Origin of the sequence: Lelliottia nimipressuralis, assembly GCF_004115925.1 — a bacterium.
In the GTDB taxonomy this organism is placed as follows: Bacteria; Pseudomonadota; Gammaproteobacteria; order Enterobacterales; family Enterobacteriaceae; genus Enterobacter; species Enterobacter nimipressuralis.
Genome location: NZ_SDDX01000014.1, coordinates 97,914 through 122,451 on the forward strand (window position 1 = coordinate 97,914; position 24,538 = coordinate 122,451).

Below are 24,538 nucleotides of genomic sequence, written 5' to 3' on the forward strand. Positions count from 1 at the left end.
AATATCCCTTACTGGTACTGAATTTTCAGGGTGGCGGAGGCGGTAAAGACGCCGGTTTCCACCTCGGTCGCATCGCTTTTGACAGGCGCGGCCTGCAAGACCGGTACTTCCGGCCAGGTGAACGGCATCCAGGTATTGAGCGGCATCGACTCACCGTTCATATACAGCTTGATACCCAGCCCCTCGCGGTCGGTGGCGAGATAATCATCGCTAAACGACGTCGCGGTGCCCTCGAACTGCATCTCCAGATCGTTGGAATTCAGATCCTCGCAGGCCAGCGTGTAATCAATGTTCTGCATAAAATGCTCGCCATCGATCTGCTTCGACTGCAGGTTATTGCCGAAGTCGACGTGAATGGTTTCGCCGTTATTAATTTCACAGACGCCCTCGACGATCACCCCGGTCACATTCACCGTCAGGGCGGCAAAACAGGCGGTCGTCAGCAGTAGCCCGGATGCGCCTGACAGCAGGCGGACAAAGAAACTAGTCATAGTTAAGCCTGAAGTGGATTAGCGCATTCCACGTACCCGCCACCAGCGGAGCAGCGGTACGTTCCGGCGCGATATAGTAGAAGAGCGTGTTGCCGCCAGGCTCAAGCAGCAGCGGCTGCCCTTCGCTTCCCAAACGCACATCACGGTGATCGCGATCGGTCAGGCGCAGCGCCACCCCGCTGGTGCCGGACACGCGCACCAGACCGGGATTCAAGACCTCACCCGGTGCCACAAAGCTGACGGTGACGGAAGGCTGATCGCGGCTCCAGAGCAAATTCCCGCTCCAGGCGTCGCGAATAGTCGCGGGCGAAGGGAGACAATCTTCGAGCCGGAACGCCACTCGCACGGGCGTCCCCTGGTCACCCGGCTTTTTCAGCTCACCGGTGGCGGTAGTGCCCATGTCGATCTCCTGCCACGCCGACTCCATCGCCAGACGACAGGCGCTCTCGGTTAACGCGCCGTAGACCGAGAGCAGGCCATACTCGCCGTCCACCAGCGCCACATCATCGGCAGCGGCGGGTCCTGCGGCGAGCAGCAGCCCCAGCGCACACCCTTTTTTCCACTCTCTGAATTTCATCGCGCCTCCCGTAATCACTTACTTTTTCTTTTCCTGCGCAACCGCCTTGCACGTATTGCCGCCGCAGCTAAACACCAGCTTCGCGCGTCCGCCAAAGTCATTCACATAGGTCAGGACCGGCGCAGCGCCCAGTGCCGATGCGGAAGGCGCGAGAACCAGCTGCCCTTTCGGCTCTACCATTACCGGCTTAAACCCCGCCGCGGCTTTGCCGGTCAGTGTCGACGACGCATTCACCAGCGAGATGAAATACGGCGTCGGATTGGTGATGCGGTACTTATCCCCTTCACGCGTCAACGTGAGCTGTTCCTGGAACGGCGTGGCGTAATCCGTGCGTTTCACTTCGATGGCCGAAGGGCGATAAAACAGCTTGATGCGCGTCTGGAGCGCCAGCTGCAGGGTGTTAGGCCGGGTGCTTTTCGGCGGGATCTCGCGCAGGTTAAAGTAGAACAGCGACTCGCGATCCTGCGGCAGACGCTGGATCGAGGAGGTGGATTGCACCTTGATCTGACTCTGCTCGCCGGGCTCAATACGCTGAACCGGCGGGAGCAACACCAGCGGATCGGTGATTTTGTTGCCCTGAGGATCTTCCACCCAGCCCTGCGCCAGATACGGCAGGGTTTTGTTTTCGTTGGTGATCCTCAGGCTGACGGATTTCGCCGCACCGTCAAAAATTACCCGGGTACGGTCCAGCGCCACGGCGGCGTTGGCCTGGTGGGCGACAGCGGTAAATGCCAGTGCGATGCCTGCCAGTGCATCCAATCGTACAATCGTCATCTTAGTCAGCTCATCTCGTTTTCTTGGCCGGTTTATTCCGGCGCGCAGGTTAAAAGCAGGTTATCCAGGACCTGCGGAAGAACAGGTGGCAGGTTCACCACGCAGCGGGCTTTGCCGTCCCATTTCACGGTCATTTTTCCATTGGCCTGGATGCCGCTCAGCCAGACGCTCCCTTCGTCGTTCACGACGCCGGTTTCCTGATTTTTGTTGTTCACCACAGAGGCGCCAAACGGCGGGAAACTGCCGTCCGCTTTGCGGATAAACGCCATCGCTTTGCCCCCGGCAATCACATCGAACTGGCGATAGCCGATGGCCCCTTCAGTGAGGGTGGCCTGGGAGACAGAGCGGGTGACGTCGGCGTTTTCGTCCAGTTTGTCGACGTCGATGCGGATCGGGTTGCGGTAGTAGCTGTTCACGTCTGCAATCACCGCCTTGCCAAAGTGGTTGGTCTTGACCGAAGCGCCAAAGCCTTTCACCGGCACGCCGCTCACCCCTGCGGTATCCACCAGCACCCGACTTCCGCCGCGCGCGTTGGAGCGGTGCGCCGCGCCGCCTTCCGTGGTCATCGTCACTCCACCGTTGAGGGTCATCCCCAGGGCGCTGTAGTTGCCGGACTGATAGCTGGCATTGGCCTGAACCTGCGCGCTGTCGCCCTGCCAGGTGTAGTAGCCGTAGCCCGTCGGGCCGCTGCGCGAAAGGCCACTGCTGACCTGGAAGCTGTTGTGCTCATCGAGGCGGCCGTAATAGCTCACGCGATGCGTGTTATCCGTGCGGTTGACGGTGGCGCCGTAGCTCAGTGACGTGCCGTTGCCAATCGGCAGTGAAATCGACACATACGCGCCGTCATCCTTCAGGGAGTAGTATTCGCTGCGATACACGGACAGAGAGACGCTCATGTTTTTGAACGGCCCGACGTCGATGTAGCGCGACATGGAGAGCGTCAGGCGATCGTTATCGGCGCTGTTCCAGTAGGTCTGGTGGCTATAGTTCAGATAGGTGCTCAGCCCCAGCTCGCGAAAGCGCTTGTTGAAGGAGAGCGTGTATTTTTCTTTCGGGCTGTGAGACGCCCCGCTGCCGTAGCGCGCGTCGAGATATTCCGACATGTTCATAAAGTCGCGCTCGGAGAAACGGTAGCCCGCGAAGGTCACCTGGCTGTCGTATTCATCGAAGGTTTTTGAGTAGCTGACCCGGTACGATGTGCCTGACAGCGTGCCTTCAGACGGCAGCGACGCGCGCGACTGGGTGATATCGGCGGCGAGCGCCCCCAGCAGGTAGAGATCGCGTCCCACCCCTGCCGACAGGGCGTTATAGTCTCCGCCCACCACCGTGCCACCATACAGCGTCCAGCCGTTGGCGATCCCCCAGGAGGCTTCGCCGGAGGTAAACAGCGGCCCGGTCATGCTGTGCTCCCACTCGGAGGGTTTCCCCGCCGCCAGCTTATAGCGCACCGCGCCGGGGCGCGTCAGGTAAGGCACAGAGGCCGTCGTCACCTGGAAGGTTTGCACGCTTCCATCCAGCTCTTCCACCCGTACATCCAGAGTGCCGGAAACCGCGTCATTCAGCTCCTGAATACGAAACGGCCCTGCCGCCACCTGGGTTTCATAGAGCACGCGCCCTTGCTGGCTGATCGTCACTTTACCGCCGGAGCGGGCGATGCCTGTCACTTCCGGCGCGTACCCGCGCAGGTTCGGCGGCAGCATGCTGAGATCTGAGTTCAGGCTCACCCCGGTAAAGCGGAAGGTGTCAAAAATGTCCGAGCTAAGGTAATCCTCGCCCATCGTCAGCTTGGCCTTCAGCGACGGAATGGCGCGATAGAGGTAGTAGCGGCTGAAGCTAAAATCTTTATCCGTGGTGCCGTTACGCTTGTCCCAGTTGGTCTGCCAGTCGGCGCGGGCGCGCCACGGCCCGAGGTTGGCCCCAAAAACGCCGGTTCCGCTCAGACTCTGGCTGTCAGATGCATTCACCGAGTGCTGGGTCTGCATGTTGAGGTTGTAATCGGCCATCACCCCAGAAATCCCCTCATCCCAGCGCGACGGCGGGTCCCAGTTCGGGGCGGTGAATTCAAGGTAAGCCTGCGGGACGGCCAGATAGAGCGTGTCTTTCGCCAGGTCGACGCGGATCTCCAGCCCTTCCAGGCTGCTCTTATCCAGACACTGGCCGTCACGCAGCCAGCGCAGATCGTTCATCACGCTGGATTTCAGATTGAAGCGTGAGAGCTGATCGGGCGTCAGACAGATCAGGCTCTGCTGGCCATTTTCGCCCTCGGGATAGACCACAATCTGCTCTTCCCGAAGGCTCTCCTTGTTCACCATAATGGTGAAGGTGTATTCGCCTGGCATCACGTAGCCGCGACGGGAGAAATGGCTAAGATCGATATTGTCTTTGTCCTGGGTATCCAGCACATCAGTGTTGAACTGGATATCATCATCAGCCCAGGGCGCTGAAACCGGCAGAAGCATCCCCAGAATAAGCATACTGAGGGTCGAGCGTCTGAATCGTGGCAGAGTCTTTTTATGCATCTCAGTAATAATCCATTCTGAAGCGAATCAGAGACTGATAAGCGCCTGATTTCAGAGGCTTACCGTCGCTGATAATCTGCAGCGCGTAGTGAAGATCGAGCGTTCCCTGCGTCACCTCTTTCGCCGGAAGCGCCACGCCTGGCAGGGCGCGGTTCCCCTCGGTGTCGCGCAGGGTCAGCTCAATGCCCTCGGCCTCTCCGCGAATGCCAAAACGTTCTGTTCCGGTCATGGGATCGAAGGTGATTTGGTAATACTCAGAGTCGAACAGGCTGTGCCCTGGTGATGGCAACATCAGGCAATTAATTAAACGAACGGTAAAATGACGCGTTGGGCCGTAGCCTTTGGTGGCTATTTCGGCGACGGGCGTTTCTCCCATATCAATCGTCTGATCGCGGCTATCAAGATCAATTGCGCAGGGGGTATAAAGCACCTCCCCTTTAATGAATACCGCGCCGTCCCCCTGGTTTGCCGCGAGTAATGGCAGGCAATAACCAGACAGGAGAAAAAGGAAGATTTTCACGATCGGCGGTGTCGATGTAGATATTAAAATATGCATCGCAATCCCTTTTCTCTTATTCGGTCAAAGTTCAATTTCAGACGGCCCGGACAGGCCGCCTGAATAACATCGTGAAATAAGGGAAAACCTTATTCGTATGCCAGAGTCCAGTTCGTCACGCCGGTGAAATCACCTTCGGTTGGCGCTTCGCCACCGATGATGTAGGCGGAGTAAGCCAGGGTGTTATCGCCGTTCTGAAGGGTCTGGCCTGCGGTCGCTTCGCCCAGCGTGATGGTGTTGCTGTCGCCGTCAGTCATCACGATGCCCACGTCGGTGGCAGAACCGGTCACACCCAGTACCGCGCCGTCAACGCTGGAATCTGCGCCGGTAAAGGTGGTGGAAACGGTGTTTGCCGTATCAACAGAGCAGTTTTCCAGGTGGATGTAGAAAGGAATCGGAGTAGAAGTCCCGCCGTTTGCTACCGCAGAGCTGGAAACCTGACCCAGGTCGATGGTCTGATCGTCATCGCCCGCCGCAACGGAGCATGGCGCGTCAATCACGGAGCCGGTGAAAGTCACCACACCGCTACCTTGATCGGCCTGAGCGCCAAATGCAGTTAAACCTGAAGCCAATACCAGAGCAGAAAAAACGTTATTTAGTTTCATAAAAAGTGGTCCTGTAATTAAGGAAATGACACACAAATAAGATTTTTGATTAATGAATTTTGAGTAAAACACTCCCGCGCCAGATTAATGCTCTGGCGTCATTCCTTCACAAATCAAAAAATCTCTAAACATATTCATCAGCAAGTTCAAAGCCATTTTCGTATTTCGGCTTACGCCTCACTGATGCAATAAATAGTAACCCGTAATGACCTAAAAAAAAGGCGAAATAGCCCTTTCAGTCAATAACAAACAACTTCAACAAATAAGAGATAAAATTAGAATAATAAATACAGCAGATCTCAGCATTAGGTTTTAATACTAACAAAATGCAAAATAATAGATTATCGAACCATGAGTTAACGAATCAGGCCCGAGAGACAGACGTAAAATCAGCGCCTGTTGCCGCAGCGCGTTACATCTTCTTTACCCGATTTCACAATACATCAATAGACGCGCGGATTTATTCATATATAAAGGCGCCGCCTGAAACACGCTGGAATATTCGTTGAGGTTTTTAATTTATTGCATTTTTGTTACACAGGTTACATATCCGTGCTCAGCTTATTGCCACCCCCGGCGCAACAGGCATCATGGATATCAACTTCGGCAAGAGAAATAAGCAATGATCAAAGTGGTGCTGGTGGATGACCATGTGGTAGTGCGGTCGGGTTTTGCGCAGCTGTTAAATCTGGAGGACGACCTGGTGGTCGAAGGCCAGTACAGCAGTGCGGCTGACGCCTGGTCGGCGTTAACCCACAGCGAGATTGACGTCGCGGTGCTGGATGTCGCCATGCCCGATGAAAACGGGCTTAGCCTGCTCAAACGTCTGCGCCAGCAGCGCCCGACGTTTCGCGCCATCATTTTGAGCATCTATGACACACCCGCTTTCGTGCAAAGCGCGCTCGATGCGGGAGCCAGCGGGTATCTCACCAAGCGCTGCGGCCCGGAGGAGCTGGTGCAGGCGGTGCGCTCCGTCGGCATGGGCGGCCACTATCTCTGCGCCGACGCGGTCAAAGCCCTGCGTGGCGGCCAGCCGGTGTCGAAAGTGCTCGATGTCCTCACCCCGCGCGAGCGGGAGGTGTTCGATCTGCTGGTAAAAGGCGAAAGCGTCAAGGCCATCGCCTTTACCCTCGAGTTGAGCCATAAGACGGTTCACGTCCACCGCGCCAACGTGCTGGGAAAATTGCAATGCAGCAGCACCATTGAGCTGGTGCATTTCGCTCTCGACAATCAGCTGCTGACGGGCCACTGATGCGGCGTTCCCTGCGGCACATTGTTCTCTCCCTGTTTATTATGCTGGCCTGGGGAACCGGCTGGCTGATGCTGTGGACGCTCAGTTTTTATCTCACTCACAACGGCCAGCAGGCGGTGCTTTTTCTGCCGCAGGGCGTCTATCTGGCGCTGCTGATCCTCCTGTCGCGCCGTTTCTGGCCCGCCGTGGTATTGCCGACGCTCGCCGCCATTCTCTGGCTGCACAGTGAGCAGTTACTGACAAGCTATCTTATGCTGGCTGCGCCGCCCCTCGGGCTACTCAGTGCTTACGCGGCGCAACGCTACTGGCACCGTTTTCCCCTGTACTGGCAGCGGCTGTCGCTGCTGATTGCGGCGGTGAGCGTCAACGCGCTGCTGCAAACCCTGTGTCTCGCACCGTTTCTGCAAAGCCCCGCCACGCTCCTGGGGCTGGCCTCTTTTACCGGCGGCGTGCTGCTGACACCGTTCGTCTATCTGGTGTTTGAGTTTTTACGCCAGCAGCATCGCTACCATCTTCTCGGGCTGGACACGACCAATCCGCCCTTGCGCACGTCGCTGATCATCTGGTGCAGCCTGTTTTTCATCATCGGGATCGGCACGCAGATGGTGCTCTCCCCCGCTCTGGAACGCCTGCTGCTGATAGTGGTGTTCCTGCCAAACGTGGTGATGGCGTGGAAATTCGGCTGGCAGGGCGGCGTGCTCTCCGGTCTGCTCGGCAGCATGATGATCACCATTGCCCGTCAGGTGGGCGTGGGGTTTTCGGACCTGCTGGAGCTGGAGATTTTTCTCGCCACCCAGTCCCTGCTCGGCATCGGGCTGGGGATCGCCATCAGCCGTCAGCAGCAATTGGCGCTGAATCTCGATCACTATCGCCGCAGGCTCGAAGCGGAGCTGCAGGCCCGTCGGGCGCTGACTGAAAAACTGATCCACACGGAAGAAGATACCCGCAAGCATCTGGCGCGCGAGCTGCACGACGAAATCGGCCAGAACATCACGGCGATTCAGATCCAGTCCCAGTTAGTCAAACGCGCGGGAGATACCCCCCTGGCGGTGGAAGCCGCCGGTCAGATCAACGAGCTGGCGCGACGCATCCACCATTCGACCCGCCAGTTGTTGCGCCAGCTGCGTCCGCCGGTGCTGGATCAACTCTCGCTTCAGGAGGCGCTGCACCATCTGGTGAACGAATTCGCCTTCGCCGAGCGCGGCATCGACTGCCGTTTTGACTGGCAGCTGGCCGCCCCGCCGCAAAACGAAACCCTGGTCTTTACCCTCTATCGCCTGTTGCAGGAGTTGCTGAATAACGTCAGCAAACACGCAGACGCCAGCGAAGTGCGGATCGTCTTGCGCCAGCACCATGGCCGCCTGTTGCTGGAGGTCACGGACAACGGCAGCGGAATTGCGCCGGACAATGCGCCCGGCTTTGGTATTCAGGGCATGCGCGAGCGCGTACACGCCCTGGGCGGTGAATTTACCCTTGAGTCGCAGGACGGCACTCGCGTAATTGTTAACTTGCCCACAATTTTGCAACAAACACCGCACTAACCAGGAAAAAGTCTTAGTCACTCCAGACTTTCTCTCATCCCTTTTGTCTTGCACTTCCCTACAGTCAGCTCAAACGGAGAACGCCATGCACGCACTGTCTGCTGAACAGATTTCTCAACGCTATCGGGCCCTGCGCCCACGCTTGTTGCTGTGCATGGTGGTGGGCTACGCGGCGTTTTACCTGACGCGTAAAAGCGTCAATTACGTTCTGCCCGCCCTGCAGATGGATTTGGGGCTGAGTAAAAGCGATATCGGGCTTATCGGGTCGCTGTTTTATCTGAGCTACGGTCTGTCGAAATTTGCCGCCGGACTGTGGCATGACCGCCACGGGCAGCGGGCGTTTATGGGGATCGGCCTGCTGGCCACCGGGGTGCTAAACGTGCTGTTCACCTTCAGCGATTCGTTTGGCCTGCTGCTGTTCATCTGGACGTTGAACGGATTCTTTCAGGGATGGGGCTGGCCGCCCTGCGCGCGCCTGCTCACCCACTGGTATTCGCGCAACGAGCGCGGCTTCTGGTGGGGATGCTGGAATACCTCCATCAACATCGGTGGGGCGATTATTCCGTTGATATGTGCCTTTGCCGCCCATCTCTGGGGCTGGCAGGCGGCGATGCTGACACCGGGGATTATCAGCATTGTGCTCGGCATTTGGCTGACCACGCAACTGCGGGGGACACCGCAGGAAGAGGGTCTGCCAACGGTCGGGGAGTGGCGCAACGATCCGCTGGAGCTGCGCCAGGAGCAGCAAAGTCCGCCGATGGGTTTGTGGCAGATGTTACGCACCACCATGCTGCAAAACCCGATGATCTGGCTGCTCGGTGCCTCCTATGTGCTGGTCTATTTGATCCGCATCGCGCTGAACGACTGGGGGAACATCTGGCTGTCGGAGAGCCACGGCGTCAATCTGCTCAGCGCCAACGCGACGGTGATGCTGTTTGAGGTCGGCGGTTTGCTCGGCGCGCTATTCGCCGGATGGGGCTCGGATCTGCTGTTCAGCGGGCAGCGTGCGCCGATGATTTTGCTCTTCACGCTGGGCCTGATGGTTTCTGTCGCCGCACTGTGGCTGGCGCCGGTTCACCACTACGCTCTGCTGGCGATCTGTTTTTTTGCGGTCGGATTTTTTGTCTTTGGGCCGCAAATGCTGATTGGTCTTGCCGCCGTCGAATGCGGACACAAGCAGGCGGCAGGCTCAATAACCGGTTTTCTCGGCGTCTTTGCCTATCTGGGGGCTTCGCTTGCCGGATGGCCGCTGTCACTGGTTATTGAACATTACGGCTGGTCGGGGATGTTCAGTTTGCTCTCTATCGCCGCCGTACTGATGGGTTTATTACTGATGCCGCTGCTGATGTCGGGCATCACCGCTTCTCGCAGTCACATAACGTCTTAAAAGGGCTGAATAATGAAAACAACGCTTCTCTCTACCCTCATTGCTTCCGGGATCGCGCTGGCTACTTTGACCGGTGCCGCACAGGCCAAAGGCCGTCTGGTGGTCTATTGCAGCGCCACCAACGAAATGTGCGAAGTCGAAACCAAAGCGTTCGGCGATAAGTACGACGTCAAAACCTCGTTTATCCGCAACGGTTCCGGCAGCACGCTGGCGAAAGTCGATGCCGAGAAGAAAAACCCGCAGGCAGACGTCTGGTACGGCGGCACGCTGGACCCTCAGTCTCAGGCCGGGGAAATGGGGCTGCTGCAGCCATACAAATCAAAAAATCTTGAGCAGATCATGGAGAAATTCCGCGATCCCGCCAAGGTGAAAGGCAACCTCTCCTCCGCCGTTTACGTCGGTATTTTGGGCTTTGGCGTCAACACCCAGCGCCTGAAAGAGAAAAACCTGCCGGTACCGAAGTGCTGGAAAGATCTGACCAAACCGGAATACAAAGGCGAGATCCAGATCGCCGATCCGCAAAGCTCCGGCACCGCCTATACCGCGCTGGCAACCTTCGTGCAGCTGTGGGGCGAAGATCAGGCGTTTGACTACCTGAAACAGCTCAACGGCAATGTCTCCCAGTACACCAAATCCGGCATCGCTCCGGCGCGTAACGCCGCGCGCGGTGAAACCGCCATCGGCATTGGTTTCCTGCACGACTACTCGCTGGAAAAAGAACAGGGCGCACCGCTGGAGCTGATTTCGCCGTGCGAAGGCACCGGGTATGAGATCGGCGGCGTCAGCATTCTGAAAGGCGCGCGTAACGAAGAGAACGCGAAGCTGTTCGTGGACTGGGTGCTGTCAAAAGAGGCGCAGGAGCTGGCGTGGAAGAAAGGCAAATCCTACCAAATCCTGACCAACACCACCGCCGAGACCTCGCCGAACTCCCTGAAACTCGACGATCTGAAGCTGATTAGCTACGACATGGACAAGTACGGCTCAACGGATGTGCGCAAAGCGCTGATCAACAAATGGGTCAGCGACGTGAAGATGGGTAAATAAGCCCGCGATACGTGGTCAATGCCGGGTGGCGTCTGCGCGTGACCCGGCCAACATTTTCCTCAACACCCGGAAAACTTATGTCACACACACTCGCTCTTCATCCCGTCAAAAAACGGGATGCGGTATTCCTGTGGGTTTTAGTCGGCTGGCTGGCGTTTGCGCTGCTGCCGAGCTGGAGCCTCGATTACGGCCTGCTGGAGTCGACGCGAGAGGAGATTCTCGACGCCTACAGCTGGTCCCATTTCAATATCAGTTGGCTGTGGTATTTGCTGCCAAGCCTGCTGCTGGTGCGGCCGTTTAACGAAGCGAAGCGCGAGCAGCGCAGCCGCCACTATCTCGACGCCGGTTGGGCGCTGCTGTGCATGGCCTTTATCGTCGTCAGCGCTACGGTGGAAGGACGCGGGTTAGGCTTCGCCACCATTGTGCTGTTCGTTGCTCTCGGCGCGATTATGACTCTGGCGCTGACGCGTCTGGAGTGGCTGGGCGGCGACCGCTTTGTAATTGGCTCGCTGATCACCATTGTGGCCCTGATCGGCATCTTTATCGTCTGGCCGAGCATCGCGATTTTCATTCCGATGTTCACCAACGACGCCGGGGAGTTCGCCCCGCTGGCCTTTATGAATGTGCTGTCCCAGGCGCACATCGTGCAGGTGATTATCAACTCCGTGCTGCTGTCGATTGCCGTCGGTATCGGCTGTACTTTCTTCGGGCTGGTGCTGGCGATCTACACCACCCGCATCGCGAAACGCAGCGCCATCATTGGCCGCATCTTCTCGATCCTGCCGATCGTCACCCCGCCGTTTGTGGTGGGTTTAGGCGTGACGCTGATGATGGGCCGCTCCGGCTACATCACCGAGCTGATGGTCGACTGGTTCGGCCTGACCAACACCAACTGGCTGTACGGTTTCACCGGTATCTGGCTGGCGCAGGTGCTGGCGTTTACCCCGATGGCTTTTATGATCCTCGACGGCGCGATCAAAACCATCCATCCCTCGCTGGAAGAGGCTTCCTATACGCTGCGCGCCAGCCGCTGGCAGACCTTTAACGGCGTCTTCGTGCCGCTGCTGAAACCCGCGCTCGCCAACGCGTTTCTGATCGTGATCGTCCAGTCGCTGGCCGACTTCAGTAACCCGCTGGTGCTCGGCGGTAACTTCGACGTGTTAGCCACCCAAATCTACTTCTACATCACCGGCTCGCAGCTCGATTATCAGGCCGCCAGCACCCTCGGCGCGTTCCTGCTGGTCTTCTCCCTGCTGGTGTTCTGCATTCAGTACATGTGGATCGGCAAGCGCTCGTACGTCACGGTCTCCGGCAAATCCTACCGTGGCGACGTGCAGCCCCTGCCGGTGACGCTGGTGTGGAGCGTGGTCGCCCTGCTGACGGTGTGGATCGCCTTTAACGCCCTGCTTTACGGCAGCATTTTCTACGGCAGCTTTACGGTCAACTGGGGCGTGGATTACACCCTGACGCTGGACAACTTTATCAAGCTGTTCGGCCAGGGCATGAGCGACGGCGCATGGCCTTCGCTGCTCGATACCCTGCTCTACGCCGGGATCGCCGCGCCGATCACCGCCGGTTTTGGTCTGCTGATCGCCTGGGTCGTCGTGCGCCAGCAGTTCAAAGGCAAAAAGACCATCGAATTCACCACCATGCTGTGCTTCGCCGTGCCGGGTACGGTGGCGGGTGTGTCGTACATTCTGGCCTTTAACAGCGCCCCGGTTTACCTCACCGGCACCGCGGCGATTGTGATTATTTCGATGGTGATGCGTAACGTGCCGGTCGGCATTCGCGCCGGGATTGCGGGCTTAGGGCAGATCGACAAATCGCTCGATGAGGCCTCTCTTAGCCTGCGTGCGGGCTCCCTGCGCACCATCACCCACATTCTGCTGCCGCTGCTGCGCCCGGCGATTCTGTCGGCGCTGATCTACAGCTTCGTGCGTGCCATTACTACCGTCAGCGCCATTGTGTTCCTCGTCACGCCAGACACCCGCGTGGCCACGGCCTACATTCTGAACCGCGTGGAAGACGGCGAGTACGGCGTGGCGATTGCCTACGGCTCAATCCTGATTGTGGTCATGCTGGCGATCATTTTCCTCTTTGACTGGCTGATCGGTGAGGCGCGTACCTCCCGTTCCAAAGCTAAAAACCAGGCGTAAAACTATGACTCAGAAACATTTCGTTGAACTGCGCAATGTCACCAAGCGCTTCGGGAATAATACCGTTATCGAGAACATCAACCTGGCGATCCCGCAGGGACAGATGGTGACGCTCCTCGGCCCGTCCGGCTGTGGGAAAACCACCGTCCTGCGCCTGGTCGCCGGGCTGGAAAAGCCGACTGAAGGGCAGATTCTGATTGATGGCGAGGATGTGACTCATCGCTCCATCCAGCAGCGTGATATCTGCATGGTGTTCCAGTCTTACGCCCTGTTTCCGCATATGTCGCTGGGCGAGAACGTCGGCTACGGCCTGAAAATGCTCGGCGTGTCGCGCGCGGAAACCAAAGCCCGGGTGAAAGAGGCGCTGGCGATGGTCGATCTGGAAGGGTTTGAAGATCGCTATGTCGATCAGATCTCCGGCGGCCAGCAGCAGCGCGTGGCCCTCGCGCGCGCGCTGATCCTCAAACCGAAAGTGCTGCTGTTTGATGAGCCGCTGAGTAACCTCGACGCCAACCTGCGCCGCAGTATGCGCGACAAAATTCGCGAGCTGCAAAAGCAGTTCAATATCACGTCACTCTACGTGACGCACGATCAGAGCGAGGCGTTTGCGGTGTCGGACACGGTGCTGGTGATGAACAAAGGCAATATTATGCAGATCGGTTCGCCGCAGGATCTCTATCGCCAGCCCGCGTCGCGTTTTATGGCGAGCTTTATGGGCGACGCAAACCTGTTCCCGGCCCGCTTTAGCGACGATTACGTGGAGATCCACGGCTATCGTCTGCCGCGCCCGATGCACTTTGCGCGTGAAGGTTCCGGCTCCGTCGGCGTGCGCCCGGAAGCCATCACCCTGAGCGAACGCGGAGACGACAGCCAGCGCTGTATTATTCGTCACGTCGCCTACATGGGGCCGCAGTACGAGGTAATTGTGGAGTGGCACGGGCAGGAGATTTTGCTGCAGGTTAACGCCACGCGTCTGCAGCCCAACGAAGGCGACCATTACTACCTGGAGATCCACCCGTACGGCATGTTTGTGCTGGCAGACGCGGCGTGAGTTCGCCCGGCGGCGTTACGCGTGCCGGGCCTGCGGGTTTTCAAGCCGGGTCAGGCGAAGCCGCCGCCCGGCGATGCTTAGCGCAGAGCCTTAAGCTCAGCAATATCCTTCGGCGTGGTGCGACAGCACCCGCCAATCAGCTTTGCCCCTGCCGCAATCCACTGCGGCAGATACCCCGCCAGCGTTTCACAGGCTTCGCCGTGATGGTGCCAGGTTTTGCTCACCGCGTCGTAGTGCTCACCGGAATTCGGATAGACCACCAGCGGTAGATCCGTCAGCGTGTGCAGATGCTGAAGCGCCGCCGTGGTGTTTTCCAGCGCAATACAGTTTATCCCCAGCGCCACAATCTGCGGATTATCCGCCAGCGCAGCCACTACCTCTCGCAGCGGCGTGCCGTCGCTCAGATGCTCGCTGTCGCGCAGGGTAAACGAGAACCACGCTTTCGCGCGGGGATAGCTTTCCAGCAGCGCTGCCAGCACGGCGATCTCCGCAAAAGAGGGGAGCGTTTCGCAGGCCAGCAGATCGGCCCCCGCATCCAGCAGGGCTTCCACCCGCGAACAGTGAAAATCGGTAAACGCCGCAGCGCTTCGGACGTAATCCCCGCGATATTCTGAGCCGTCCGCCAGAAACGCGCCGTAAGGCCCCACGGAACCGGCCACCAGCAGCGTGCCCGCCTGCGGGTTTTCCGCCAGACAGGCTTCACGCGCTTTGCGCGCCAGCTCCACGCTTTTGCCGATCAGCGCGCGGGATTGCGCTTCATCGTAGCCGCGTGCGGCAAACCCTTCTGCCGTCGCCTGATAGCTGGCGGTAATCGCCACCTGCGCGCCGGCGCGGAAATAATCGAGATGCACTTCGCGGATCAGCTCCGGGTTCTCCACCAGCACTTTGGCGGACCACAGGCTGTCGGCAAGGTGACAACCGCGCGCTTCCAGTTCCGTCGCCATCGCTCCGTCCAGCACGATAAAGGGCTGTGTTTCAAGGAGGGTGGTAAGCGGATTATTCTGCGACATGTTCAGGCTCCTGGGTTTTTGAGGTTTGAGTCAGGTAGTAGGCACCATAACACAGGGCGACAAACGGCAGCCCGCAGTAAAGGGCAATACGCTGGGTCGGATCAAACGCCAGCCCGACGCAGGCCACCAGGCACAGCACAAAACCCAGCACCGGAACCAGCGGATACCACGGCGCGCGATACTGCAGATCGTCCAGCGCTTTCCCGGCCTGAAGATGACGACGGCGGAACATAAAGTGCGACGCGCAGATGCTGATCCACACCGCCACCACCGCAAAACCTGAAATAGCCGAGAGCGCGACAAACACCGTATCCGGCGCGATGACGCTGGAGAACAGCGCCAGAACGCCGCCCAGCATACTCACGGAGATTGCCGTCAGCGGGACGCCGTTTTTATTGACCTGCGCAAAGCAGCGCGGCAGCGTTTTTTCATTGGAGAGCGACCACAACATGCGCCCCGACGCATACAGCCCGGAGTTGGCCGCCGAGAGGATCGCCGTCAGGATCACGAAGTTAAAAATATCCGCCGCATAGGGAATGCCAACTTTCTCGAACACCAGCACGAACGGGCTTTTTTCAACGCCAGCCTGCTGCATCGGGATCAGCGCCGCCAGCACAAACACGGTGCCGATAAAGAAAATGATTAGCCGCGCGATGGTGGTGCGGATCGCCACCGGAATCACTTTATGCGGATTCTGCGTTTCCCCCGCCGCGATACCGATAAGCTCCGTGCCTGAAAAGGCAAAGTTGACCGCCACCATCGTCATCAGGATCGGCAGACCGCCATGCGGGAACCAGCCTTCGGCGGTGATATTCGCCAGCCCCGGCGCGGGTGAGCCGTCCTGCATCGGGATAAAACCAAAGATTGCCGCCCCGCCCAGAATAATAAAGGCGATGATGGTGATCACTTTGACCAGCGAGAACCAGAATTCCCCTTCAGCGAAAAAGCGCGTGGAGATGACGTTGAGGGCAAAAATGACGGCGCAGAAGACCACGCACCAGATCCATACCGGAACCTGCGGGAACCAGTACTGCATACAGAATCCTGCGGCGGTAAAGCTCGAACCGAGGGCGACCGTCCAGGTGAGCCAGTAGAGCCACGCTACCGTATACCCTGTCGCCGGGCCGAGGTAGCGCGCCGCATAAACGTGAAACGCGCCGGTTTCCGGCATCGCCACGGAGAGTTCCCCCAGGCACTGCATTACCAGCCATACCACCAGCGCGCCAATGAGATACGCCAGCAGCGTCCCGGCCGCACCGGTGGTGGAAATGATGTAACCCGTATTGAAAAACAACCCTGTCCCAATCACGCCACCCAGCGAAAGCATAATCAGGTGGCGGGTTTTCATGGTGCGCTTTAGCTGCCCATTTTCTTGTTCTGTTTGCATATTACCTTCTAAACGTATGGACATCTAAACATCCAAAGAAGGTTTGTTATACCGTGATTGTTAACAAAAAGCTAGCCATGAACCAGCCGCAGCCGGGCGCGGCGCGCGCTGAGACGAGGGTGATGAGTGAGAATGACGTAGAGAATCGGTCGCCAGGCCATAAGCACCTCCACAGAGCAGATACTTACAGCATGGCGCGGGGCGCTGACTTCTTCGGTCAGTCGAAAGTGGTAACGTTCTGAGGGGAGTTCACACATAAAGGTGTTGCCAAATGCGGCCCGCATCTCATCAAACGCGTGATGCGCGGGTGGTTTGCCGGGGGCACGGCGTTTTCCCGACCGACGGGTGTTAAGGTGATCTCCGTAACAAAATTGGTAATTCCCTCAAAGGGTTCTATAGTCGACTCTGTTTCTTAGCCACCAGGACTCGCTAATGCGCTTTAACGGACTGACTAAAGGTTTTTTCATTCTTATTCTCGCCATTGTTTCAGTGGCGTTCTTCGATATCCTCGCACCCTATTTTTCCGCCGTGTTATGGGCGTCAATCCTGGCGGTCATTTTCCATCCGGTGAAAAACAAACTGCGCGGATGGGTGGGTGAACGTAACGGCGTGGCGTCGCTGCTGACGCTGCTGGTGATTTGCCTGATCGTCTTTACGCCGCTGATCGTGATCCTGTCGTCGCTGGCTATCGAGCTGAACGTGGTTTACACCAAGCTCCAGCACACCAATCCGCAGTTTCCGGAGGTGGTGGCGAGCCTGTTTTCACACCTGCCGGACTGGGCGCGGAACTTCCTCGTCGAACACAACCTGGATAACGCCAGCCAGATCCAGCAAAAGCTGTCGGATGTGGCGCTGAAAGGCGGTCAATATCTGGCGGGCAGCGCCTTCTTAATCGGCAAAGGGACGTTTGGCTTTGCGATTAGCTTTGGTGTGATGATCTATCTGCTGTTTTTCCTGCTCAAAGACGGGCCTTATCTGGTGCGCCAGATCCTCGATTCGCTGCCGCTGTCCGATTTTGTTAAACAGCATCTGTTCGCCAAATTCGCCGCCGTCTCGCGCGCCACCGTCAAAGGCACCGCCGTGGTCGCCGTGGTTCAGGGGATTCTGGGCGGGATCGCCTTTTACATTGCCGGTATCGACGGCAGCGTCCTGTGGGGCGCGCTGATGGCCTTCCTCTCCCTCATCCCAGCCGTCGGCTCGGCCATTATCTGGGTGCCCGCCGCCATCTTCCTGTTCGCCACGCAGCAGCTGTGGCAGGGGTTCTTTATCGTCGGCTTCTTTGTGATCATCGTCGGGCTGGTGGATAACATCCTGCGTCCGCTGCTGGTGGGGAAAGACACCAAAATGCCGGACTATTTAATCCTGATCTCTACCCTGGGCGGGATGGAGATTTACGGCATCAACGGATTTGTCATCGGGCCGCTGGTCGCCGCGCTGTTTATCGCCTGCTGGAATTTGCTCTCCGGGCGCGACCACGCGGGGAACGTCGACGAAATCGACGAAGCGTTCATCGAAGAAGGGAAAAACCCTCCCGATTTGTGAAAGCGTGACGATAAATAACAGACTGGCGGCCACGGGCCGCCATTTTTTTGTCACGCCAAATCAGGCGTTTCCTATAATTTCAAGAACGCTATCCCACTAACGGCTGAAAAGGATCCAACAGGTGCGAATTGCCACCATAACCAACTGGGCCTACGGCGTCACGGTGTGTCTGACTCTCGCTTCCGGCGTGGTCATGCTGCTGGCCTCAAATGCCGATAACGCCGAGCGACAGGCCGTTGAACAGCGCCAGATATTTGATCAGTTGACCGAAGAGGTCGAAACGGATGCCTGGGCGCTGTCGGATTTGGCACGCCTGTATGTCATCAATAAAGATCCCGATGCCCTGAAGGACTATCAGCAAAAAGATCAGTCCCGTAAGCCCATTGAGCACCGGCTCTCCCGACTCAAAGATAACGGCGCGACCGGCGAAGAGCTGGCGCTGCTGCATGAAGGGTTACAGGTGGTCGATGAGCTACAGGATGAGCAGCAGGCGGCGCTCGCCAGCATGGCGCGCGGCGATGAGAGACAGGCCGTGATTCTGCTCTACAGTAAGCCCTACGAGCAGGAGCTGGAGCGGGTGCAGAATCAGATCGACCATTTCCGCCTGTTGCTGGATCGCCGCGCCCACAACGCCGTGGAAGAGGCAACAAAAAAGTCCCGCATTCTACGCACCCTGTCAGAAGTGATGGTCGGCCTGACCGCCCTGCTCTTTTTGTTTGTGATGGGCTTTATTTTAAAGCGCCGCGTGCTGCGCCCGGTGGTGCGTCTGAGCGATGTCGTGCATCGCCTCGCGTCGCAGGATTACGCGGTGGAGACGCCTAACTTTAGCCAGATCGATGAGATCGGCGATATGGCCCAGGCGATCCGCATTTTCCGCGAGAACGGCCTGGTGCGGCAGCAACTGGAAAAAGAGCGCGACGCGGACTGGGCCATTCGCGAACTGCTGGCGCGTATGACGCAGCGGCTGCAGGGCTGTGAGAATTTCACCGACGTGATTAACGTCGCCCAGCTGTTTGCGCCGAATATCGCGCCGGGCATTAGCGGGCAGCTGTATATCCTCGATCGCGATCCGTGGCAGATGCGCTGTGTCGCCCAGTGGCTGACGCCTGAGGAGAAACATCCCCCCTTCCATCCCGATGATTGCTGGGCCGTGCGTCGCGGCCAGAGCCATCCGCCGGTCAACGGTGAGCCGGATATCGCCTGCTATCACCTGCCGGAATCGGCGGCGGATCGGTCGCTCTGCGTGCCGCTGATCGCTCAGGGCGAGGCCATCGGTTTGCTCTCGTTCCAGAACATCACCGCGGAAACCGCCCCGTCACGCGCCTATCTTGAGCTGATGGCCGAAGCGCTCGGGCTGGCGCTCGCCAACCAGCGTCTGCGCGACGCCCTGCTGGAAAAAGCGCTCTACGATCCCTTAACTGGCCTGCGTAACCGCCATCACCTCGAAGATAAAATGCAGACGCTGATGAGCCAGGCAATGCGCAACAACGAGCCGTTGAGCTGCCTGATGATCGACATCGATCACTTCAAAAGTATTAACGATCGCTTTGGTCACGAGGCAGGCGATCAGGTGATTAAAAGCGTGGCGGCGATTGTGCAGCGTGCGGTGCATGACAACGGCATCGCCTTCCGCTACGGCGGCGAAGAGTTTCTGGCGCTGCTGACGGACACAGGCGAAGAAGGTGCTCACGCCTGCGCCACGGAGATTTACGAAGGCGTGCGCGCCCTGGCACTGCGCTACGGTCTGGCGGAGATTGGCCCGGTCGATGTGTCGATCGGCATCGCCAGCTATCCGCAGCACGCTCAGAGCGACAACCTGCTGCGTGCGGCAGACGTGGCGCTGTATCGCGCCAAAGAGTTGGGGAGATCGCGGATTGTGAGCTTTGGGATGCTGGAGGCGGGGTGAGTCTTACCGGGCCTGGCACAGCCAGACCGAGTGCCCGCCGCACGCCGGATCCTCAAACATCACCTCAATCACCGCAAAACCGTTATCCGCCAGCCGTTGCCGGTATTCGTCGGGCGACAGGCTGGCGTGATACAGCGGCTCCCCTTCAAATTCCCCCATGGCGATCCCGTTGTCCGTACCGCTGGTGAACATCAGCACGCTGCCAGGGCGGCTATGGCGGGCAAAAATGGGGAACATCTGACGCTGATCGTCAGGCGACAGATGGAAAAAACTGTCCCAGGCGAGCAGCCCGTCGAAGGTTTCATTGAGCGCCATCTGGCGCATATCCAGATGCAGCCAGCGCTGATCGGGAAACGCCTGTTGCGCCCGCGCCAGCATGCCGGGCGCGCCATCAACGCCCGTCAGTCGATACCCCTGGCGGATAAAATGTTCCGCTATCGGCACCCCGTTGCCGCAGCCGATATCCAGAATCGCCCCCTTGCCGCCGATCAGCCGGGTAAACTTATCGAGCCAGCCTTTTTCCATCAAATGACGCGAACGTAACCGCGCAAATGCATCGGCATGGGTGTCGTAGATAGTCAGGATATGTTTAGCAGCGGCATCAGACATCGTGAGTCTCGTGTGCAGAAGTTTCTGGAACGTTTATACCTTACCCGGCGGGCTGAAAACAAAAAAACCGGCGCAGATGCGCCGGTTTGTAGGGACTCAATTCATCGCTTATCAGGCGTTGGTCACCGGTTTTGACTCTGTTTTGGTCTGCGCGTTTTCCAGCATCCGACGCACCGGCACAATCAGCACCGCCAGTACCGCAGCACAAATCAGCAATGCGATGGAGCAGCGCGCGAAGAGATCCGGCAGCATATCCAGCTGATCGGCTTTCACGTGGCCACCGATCAGGCCCGCCGCGAGGTTACCCAGGGCGCTGGCGCAGAACCACAAGCCCATCATCTGCCCGCGCATTCTTTCCGGGGCCAGCAGGGTCATGGTCGCCAGACCAATCGGGCTAAGGCACAGTTCGCCGAGGGTCAGCATCAGGATACTGCCCACCAGCCACATCGGAGAGACACCCGCGCCGCCGTTGCTGAGGACGTTCTGCGCCGCCAGCATCATCAGGCCAAAGCCCGCCGCTGCGCACAGAATACCGATAACAAACTTGGTCATGCTGCTCGGACGCACACCTTTTTGCGCCATCATCGGCCAGGCCCAGCTAAAGACCGGTGCCAGCAGGATGATAAACAGGGCGTTGATCGACTGGAACCACACGGCAGGGATTTCAAAATCGCCGATCATGCGGTTGGTGTAGTCGTTCGCAAACAGGTTGAATGAGGTCGGTTTCTGCTCAAACGCCGACCAGAAGAAGGCCGCCGAAACCAGCAGGATGAAACACACCAGCAGGCGCGCACGCTCTTTGCGGTTCAGACCGGCAAAGACAAACAGCCAGATAAAGTAGAGCGCAACCGAGATAGCAATCACGTACACCAGCATGCTGGCAACCGCGACCGGGTTGATCACAATGATGCCCTGGGCAATCAGCGTGACGATCACCGCCACACCCACCGCCAGTGCCAGCAGCCAGGCGCCGACGCCGTTTTTCTTTGACACCGGGCTGTTCCAGGTGGAGTCCAGACCGACTTCGCTGTCGTAACGTTTCATCGAAGGAACGGCAAACAGACGGAAGATCACCAGCGCTACCAGCATCCCGATACCGCCAATGCCGAAGCCCCAGTGCCAGCCGTGGGTTTTAATCAGCCAGCCGGAGATCAGCGGCGCGATAAATGAACCCATGTTGATGCCCATGTAGAACAGCGAGAAACCGCCGTCACGACGCGCATCGCCTTTCTTGTAGAGCGTCCCGACCATCACTGAGATACAGGTTTTGAACAAACCGGAACCGAGGACGATAAACATCAGGCCGATAAAGAACAGGTTGTTGCCCATGAAAGCCGAGAGCGCGATGGAGAGATGGCCGAGCGCAATCAGAATCGAGCCGTACCAGACGGCGCGCTGCTGCCCGAGCCAGTTATCCGCAAGCCAGCCACCCGGCAGCGCGGCCAGATACATGCTGCCTGCGAAGATCCCGACAATCGCCGACGCATTTTCGCGCGCCAGCCCCATCCCACCGTCATAAACGGTCGCGGCCATAAACAGGATCAGTAACGGACGAATGCCGTAGAACGAGAAGCGCTCCCACATTTCCGTAAAGAAGAGCGAGCCAAGCGGGTAAGGATGGCCGAAGAAAGTTCGGCTTTCTTTTTGATTAACAGTGGATTGCATAGTTCTCCCGAAGAGGTGTGTCGTGTTGCACGTCAACGCTGGATTGTTTGCTGGCCTTTCAGGTCCAGGGCCACTTCTTTACATCCAGCGAAATATTATTTAACCATTTGATAACCGGACGATGGTTTTGTCTAGTGCCCGGAGGGGGACTTTAAGATGAAAATTCGACAGATGTCTAGTTTTGTAGACTTTTTGTTTGATGGAAAGGGGGAAATATTGACATCGTTGCAGAAGATGCGGCCTGATTTGTGCCCTGAAATAAGCCGGAAAAACAGTGCATTTCCCCACTGATTTAGCCCGTCAATTCCTTAAGGAAAACGATCTGCATGAGTGCATCGGGAAGAGGAAGCATCGAGCCTTCATTATTGAGGGCTCAATACAAACATCCGTTGTATAAATTGAACTGGCCTCAGCGGAAAACGGTTGAACGCGACTGGCCGCTTAGCGCGAGGAACGGTCGCGCGCAATGGGGATTATTCAGCCATGCGGGGCCTTTAACAGGGTAGAAGGATCGTTTGAGAATTCACCGTTTTTGATTTCCCCGGCGATAAACGGCAGAGGTTTGCTAAACAGATAGCCTTGTGCGAAATCGCAGCCCAGCGCCTGAAGACTTTCCAGCTGTTCCTGGGTTTCAACCCCCTCGGCAATCGTTTTCATACTGAGGGATTTCGCCATGCCGGTGATGAGTTTAATGATATTAAGGGCGTCTCCCTGTGTGGATATCGAATTCACAAAGGATTTGTCTATTTTGATTTTATCAAAGGCAAGTCGGCTCAGACGGGAAAGAGAGGAGTAGCCCGTACCAAAATCGTCGATGGAGATTTTCACGCCCAGGGCTCTGAGCTTATTAAGCGTATTCAGCGGCGTATTGTTGTCGGTAAAGAGGGAGGACTCCGTCACTTCCAGCTCAAGACGGTCAGCCGCAAGCCCTGTTTCTTTCAGGATAGACATCACTATTCCTGCAAAGGTTTTGCTGCTGAGCTGCACAGGAGAAACGTTTACTGAAATTTTAACCGGAACAGCCCAGGAAGCCGCTTCCCGACAGGCCATTTCAAGCACCGATTTGCCCATCTCGCTAATCATTCCGGTTTTTTCAGCAACAGGAATAAAGGTATCTGGCGATAAAAGACCTTTTAGCGGATGCATCCAGCGAATAAGGGCTTCATAACTGTAAATTTCCCGACTGTACGAATCCACAATCGGTTGATAATAAACCACGAATTCTTTATTCACTAACGCCAGCGCCATGTCATGCTCAAGCGTTCTGCTTTCCAGCAGCTTATCTAACATGCGCTGGCGGAAGACTTTAATTTTGCCAGCGCCTTCATTTTTGGCTTCATAAAGGGCCAGGTCAGCAAATTTATAGAGATAGTCGGAACGGCGCTCAGTATCTGAGTTAACAATGCCCACACAGGTGGTTATATTTATAACAGCGCTATAAATTGTGTAGGGCTGGTTAATACAATCACATATTTTTTGCGCCATCGAAACTGCCTGGCTTTCTGCCAGATCGCTTGTGAGAAAGGCAAACTCATCGCCCCCTAAGCGATACAGCATATCCGAAGGAAGCCCCATCGAAATAAGTCGCTGAGCGATCAGACGCAATAACATATCACCGGCATCATGACCATAGGTGTCATTGACCTCTTTGAATCGGTCTAAATCAAACAACATCACGGTCACAGAGCTTTTATTAGCGTCTGCCAACTTGATGGTTTTGTTTAAATTATCCCAGAAAAACAGTCTGTTACTCAGCTCTGTGAGCGGGTCATGGTAGACGTCATACTCCAGCTTGGTATTCTGGATTTGCAGTTTTTCTTTAGATTCCTGAAGCTCTCCAGCGAGACTCTTAACCTGAATATGCGCTTTGAGAATATTTCTGTTTTGATAAAAAATCAGCACACCCAGTATCGCACTCAGTATTATCAAAAGAACTGAAATCGCTGAATAAATAGAGTACAGCGTTTGAATTTTACTGTTGGCGTTGTTAATCAGATTCAGATCTTTGTTCAACGCACCGGATGAAAGGCGGCTTAATGGTCCATCAAGCGAATACATTACCCTTAGATATTTCTGGAGTTCTGGACGGGTCATTGTCTCAAGATGCGTATCCAGATAATTAAGGGTATTGTCGAGTTTTACAGCAAGTTCATGAAGTGATTCATTGCTATTTATATACTGCCCTAAATCTCCCTGCTTTAATAAATCACTCTGGCTGAGCATAATATCGAGGTGCAGGCGCACATCGTCGAGTGTCATCGACTCATCAATAGTGTAAAGACTGAGCCATGATTCGAACCGATAATACTCTGAGACCAGCTGTCCAGCAGACCATGAACTGGCGTAGTGCGTCAGTTTCTGCAATTCCTGCTGTCTTTCGTGCACAAGAAAAGAGATATATCCTGTAGATATAAAAAGAGAGAATATTATGGCAGCCAGTATTCTGTTCATGTTGTTCTTCTGAAA

At 56.9% G+C, this 24,538-nt stretch carries 19 protein-coding genes; 8 read left to right on the forward strand and 11 right to left on the reverse strand.

The annotated features are described in order from the left end of the window. Positions 1-8 precede the first annotated feature (8 nt). The 6 genes from ETG88_RS12400 to ETG88_RS12425 form a co-directional block, all read right to left on the reverse strand. Positions 9-491, reverse strand: a complete 483-nt coding sequence (locus tag ETG88_RS12400; protein ID WP_102104342.1) for a fimbrial protein — start codon at positions 489-491, stop codon at positions 9-11. Then, a complete protein-coding gene (locus tag ETG88_RS12405) occupies positions 484-1,068 on the reverse strand; it encodes a fimbrial protein (RefSeq protein ID WP_129035497.1) in 585 nt (194 codons plus the stop codon). The genes ETG88_RS12400 and ETG88_RS12405 overlap by 8 nt, the downstream gene beginning before the upstream one ends. A gap of 18 nt (positions 1,069-1,086) precedes the next feature. Beyond that, positions 1,087-1,842 carry a fimbria/pilus periplasmic chaperone gene (locus ETG88_RS12410; protein WP_102104343.1) on the reverse strand — a complete coding sequence of 252 codons (756 nt, stop codon included), beginning with the start codon at positions 1,840-1,842 and terminating at the stop codon, positions 1,087-1,089. Between the two features lie 32 nt (positions 1,843-1,874). Further along, positions 1,875-4,361: an outer membrane usher protein gene (locus ETG88_RS12415; protein WP_129035498.1), complete on the reverse strand. Its 2,487-nt coding sequence runs from the start codon at positions 4,359-4,361 to the stop codon at positions 1,875-1,877. A 1-nt stretch (position 4,362) separates the two neighbouring features. Further along, entirely contained in the window at positions 4,363-4,917 is a 555-nt protein-coding gene (locus ETG88_RS12420; RefSeq protein WP_100777481.1) for a fimbrial protein, read from the reverse strand. Positions 4,918-5,006: 89 nt separating this feature from the next. Then, positions 5,007-5,522, reverse strand: a complete 516-nt coding sequence (locus ETG88_RS12425) for a fimbrial protein (protein WP_100777482.1) — start codon at positions 5,520-5,522, stop codon at positions 5,007-5,009. A 622-nt stretch (positions 5,523-6,144) separates the two neighbouring features. Between ETG88_RS12425 and ETG88_RS12430 the strand changes: the two genes are divergently transcribed. The 6 genes from ETG88_RS12430 (at position 6,145) to fbpC (ending at position 13,953) form a co-directional block, all read left to right on the forward strand. Continuing rightward, positions 6,145-6,774 carry a response regulator transcription factor gene (locus ETG88_RS12430; RefSeq protein ID WP_100777483.1) on the forward strand — a complete coding sequence of 210 codons (630 nt, stop codon included), beginning with the start codon at positions 6,145-6,147 and terminating at the stop codon, positions 6,772-6,774. Next, on the forward strand, positions 6,774-8,315 hold the full coding sequence (locus ETG88_RS12435) for an MASE1 domain-containing sensor histidine kinase (protein ID WP_129035499.1): 1,542 nt from the start codon (positions 6,774-6,776) through the stop codon (positions 8,313-8,315). The genes ETG88_RS12430 and ETG88_RS12435 overlap by 1 nt, the downstream gene beginning before the upstream one ends. Positions 8,316-8,400: 85 nt before the next feature. Then, a complete protein-coding gene (uhpC, locus tag ETG88_RS12440) occupies positions 8,401-9,702 on the forward strand; it encodes an MFS transporter family glucose-6-phosphate receptor UhpC (RefSeq protein ID WP_129035500.1) in 1,302 nt (433 codons plus the stop codon). Positions 9,703-9,714: 12 nt separating this feature from the next. After that, positions 9,715-10,746 (forward strand): ABC transporter substrate-binding protein, encoded by a 1,032-nt coding sequence (locus tag ETG88_RS12445; RefSeq protein ID WP_100777486.1) that lies wholly within the window; start codon positions 9,715-9,717, stop codon positions 10,744-10,746. Positions 10,747-10,823: 77 nt separating this feature from the next. Next, positions 10,824-12,902, forward strand: a complete 2,079-nt coding sequence (locus tag ETG88_RS12450) for an ABC transporter permease (RefSeq protein ID WP_100777487.1) — start codon at positions 10,824-10,826, stop codon at positions 12,900-12,902. 4 nt (positions 12,903-12,906) lie between these two features. Next, entirely contained in the window at positions 12,907-13,953 is a 1,047-nt protein-coding gene (gene fbpC, locus ETG88_RS12455) for a ferric ABC transporter ATP-binding protein (RefSeq protein ID WP_129035501.1), read from the forward strand. A gap of 77 nt (positions 13,954-14,030) precedes the next feature. Here the strand turns inward: fbpC and mmuM are convergent, their stop codons facing one another. Together mmuM and mmuP are read right to left on the reverse strand one after the other, a co-directional pair. Beyond that, positions 14,031-14,963 (reverse strand): homocysteine S-methyltransferase, encoded by a 933-nt coding sequence (gene mmuM, locus ETG88_RS12460; protein ID WP_129035502.1) that lies wholly within the window; start codon positions 14,961-14,963, stop codon positions 14,031-14,033. After that, complete coding sequence (gene mmuP / locus ETG88_RS12465) at positions 14,950-16,350, reverse strand: S-methylmethionine permease (RefSeq protein ID WP_123429413.1); 1,401 nt, start codon at positions 16,348-16,350, stop codon at positions 14,950-14,952. Before mmuP ends, mmuM begins: the two co-directional genes overlap by 14 nt. 432 nt (positions 16,351-16,782) lie before the next feature. Between mmuP and ETG88_RS12470 the strand changes: the two genes are divergently transcribed. Both ETG88_RS12470 and ETG88_RS12475 read left to right on the forward strand, forming a co-directional pair. Continuing rightward, positions 16,783-17,892 (forward strand): AI-2E family transporter, encoded by a 1,110-nt coding sequence (locus ETG88_RS12470; protein WP_100777491.1) that lies wholly within the window; start codon positions 16,783-16,785, stop codon positions 17,890-17,892. A gap of 121 nt (positions 17,893-18,013) precedes the next feature. Further along, the gene (locus ETG88_RS12475) at positions 18,014-19,798 is read left to right on the forward strand and encodes a diguanylate cyclase (protein ID WP_129035503.1); all 1,785 of its coding nucleotides are present in this window, start codon (positions 18,014-18,016) and stop codon (positions 19,796-19,798) included. A gap of 3 nt (positions 19,799-19,801) precedes the next feature. Here the strand turns inward: ETG88_RS12475 and ETG88_RS12480 are convergent, their stop codons facing one another. The 3 genes from ETG88_RS12480 to ETG88_RS12490 form a co-directional block, all read right to left on the reverse strand. Further along, complete coding sequence (locus tag ETG88_RS12480; protein ID WP_129035504.1) at positions 19,802-20,407, reverse strand: class I SAM-dependent DNA methyltransferase; 606 nt, start codon at positions 20,405-20,407, stop codon at positions 19,802-19,804. 111 nt (positions 20,408-20,518) lie between these two features. After that, positions 20,519-22,072 carry a peptide MFS transporter gene (locus ETG88_RS12485; RefSeq protein WP_107704186.1) on the reverse strand — a complete coding sequence of 518 codons (1,554 nt, stop codon included), beginning with the start codon at positions 22,070-22,072 and terminating at the stop codon, positions 20,519-20,521. Between the two features lie 477 nt (positions 22,073-22,549). Continuing rightward, positions 22,550-24,523 (reverse strand): putative bifunctional diguanylate cyclase/phosphodiesterase, encoded by a 1,974-nt coding sequence (locus ETG88_RS12490; protein WP_100777495.1) that lies wholly within the window; start codon positions 24,521-24,523, stop codon positions 22,550-22,552. Between the last annotated feature and the right edge of the window lie 15 nt (positions 24,524-24,538).

Bases quoted from the DNA above. Each gene is read 5' to 3' on its own strand.
- ETG88_RS12400 (WP_102104342.1), bottom strand. From the start codon at position 491: ATGACTAGTTTCTTTGTCCGCCTGCTGTCAGGCGCATCCGGGCTACTG.
- ETG88_RS12405 (WP_129035497.1), bottom strand. From the start codon at position 1,068: ATGAAATTCAGAGAGTGGAAAAAAGGGTGTGCGCTGGGGCTGCTGCTC.
- ETG88_RS12410 (WP_102104343.1), bottom strand. From the start codon at position 1,842: ATGACGATTGTACGATTGGATGCACTGGCAGGCATCGCACTGGCATTT.
- ETG88_RS12415 (WP_129035498.1), bottom strand. From the start codon at position 4,361: ATGCATAAAAAGACTCTGCCACGATTCAGACGCTCGACCCTCAGTATG.
- ETG88_RS12420 (WP_100777481.1), bottom strand. From the start codon at position 4,917: ATGCATATTTTAATATCTACATCGACACCGCCGATCGTGAAAATCTTC.
- ETG88_RS12425 (WP_100777482.1), bottom strand. From the start codon at position 5,522: ATGAAACTAAATAACGTTTTTTCTGCTCTGGTATTGGCTTCAGGTTTA.
- ETG88_RS12430 (WP_100777483.1), top strand. From the start codon at position 6,145: ATGATCAAAGTGGTGCTGGTGGATGACCATGTGGTAGTGCGGTCGGGT.
- ETG88_RS12435 (WP_129035499.1), top strand. From the start codon at position 6,774: ATGCGGCGTTCCCTGCGGCACATTGTTCTCTCCCTGTTTATTATGCTG.
- uhpC (WP_129035500.1), top strand. From the start codon at position 8,401: ATGCACGCACTGTCTGCTGAACAGATTTCTCAACGCTATCGGGCCCTG.
- ETG88_RS12445 (WP_100777486.1), top strand. From the start codon at position 9,715: ATGAAAACAACGCTTCTCTCTACCCTCATTGCTTCCGGGATCGCGCTG.
- ETG88_RS12450 (WP_100777487.1), top strand. From the start codon at position 10,824: ATGTCACACACACTCGCTCTTCATCCCGTCAAAAAACGGGATGCGGTA.
- fbpC (WP_129035501.1), top strand. From the start codon at position 12,907: ATGACTCAGAAACATTTCGTTGAACTGCGCAATGTCACCAAGCGCTTC.
- mmuM (WP_129035502.1), bottom strand. From the start codon at position 14,963: ATGTCGCAGAATAATCCGCTTACCACCCTCCTTGAAACACAGCCCTTT.
- mmuP (WP_123429413.1), bottom strand. From the start codon at position 16,350: ATGCAAACAGAACAAGAAAATGGGCAGCTAAAGCGCACCATGAAAACC.
- ETG88_RS12470 (WP_100777491.1), top strand. From the start codon at position 16,783: ATGCGCTTTAACGGACTGACTAAAGGTTTTTTCATTCTTATTCTCGCC.
- ETG88_RS12480 (WP_129035504.1), bottom strand. From the start codon at position 20,407: ATGTCTGATGCCGCTGCTAAACATATCCTGACTATCTACGACACCCAT.
- ETG88_RS12485 (WP_107704186.1), bottom strand. From the start codon at position 22,072: ATGCAATCCACTGTTAATCAAAAAGAAAGCCGAACTTTCTTCGGCCAT.
- ETG88_RS12490 (WP_100777495.1), bottom strand. From the start codon at position 24,523: ATGAACAGAATACTGGCTGCCATAATATTCTCTCTTTTTATATCTACA.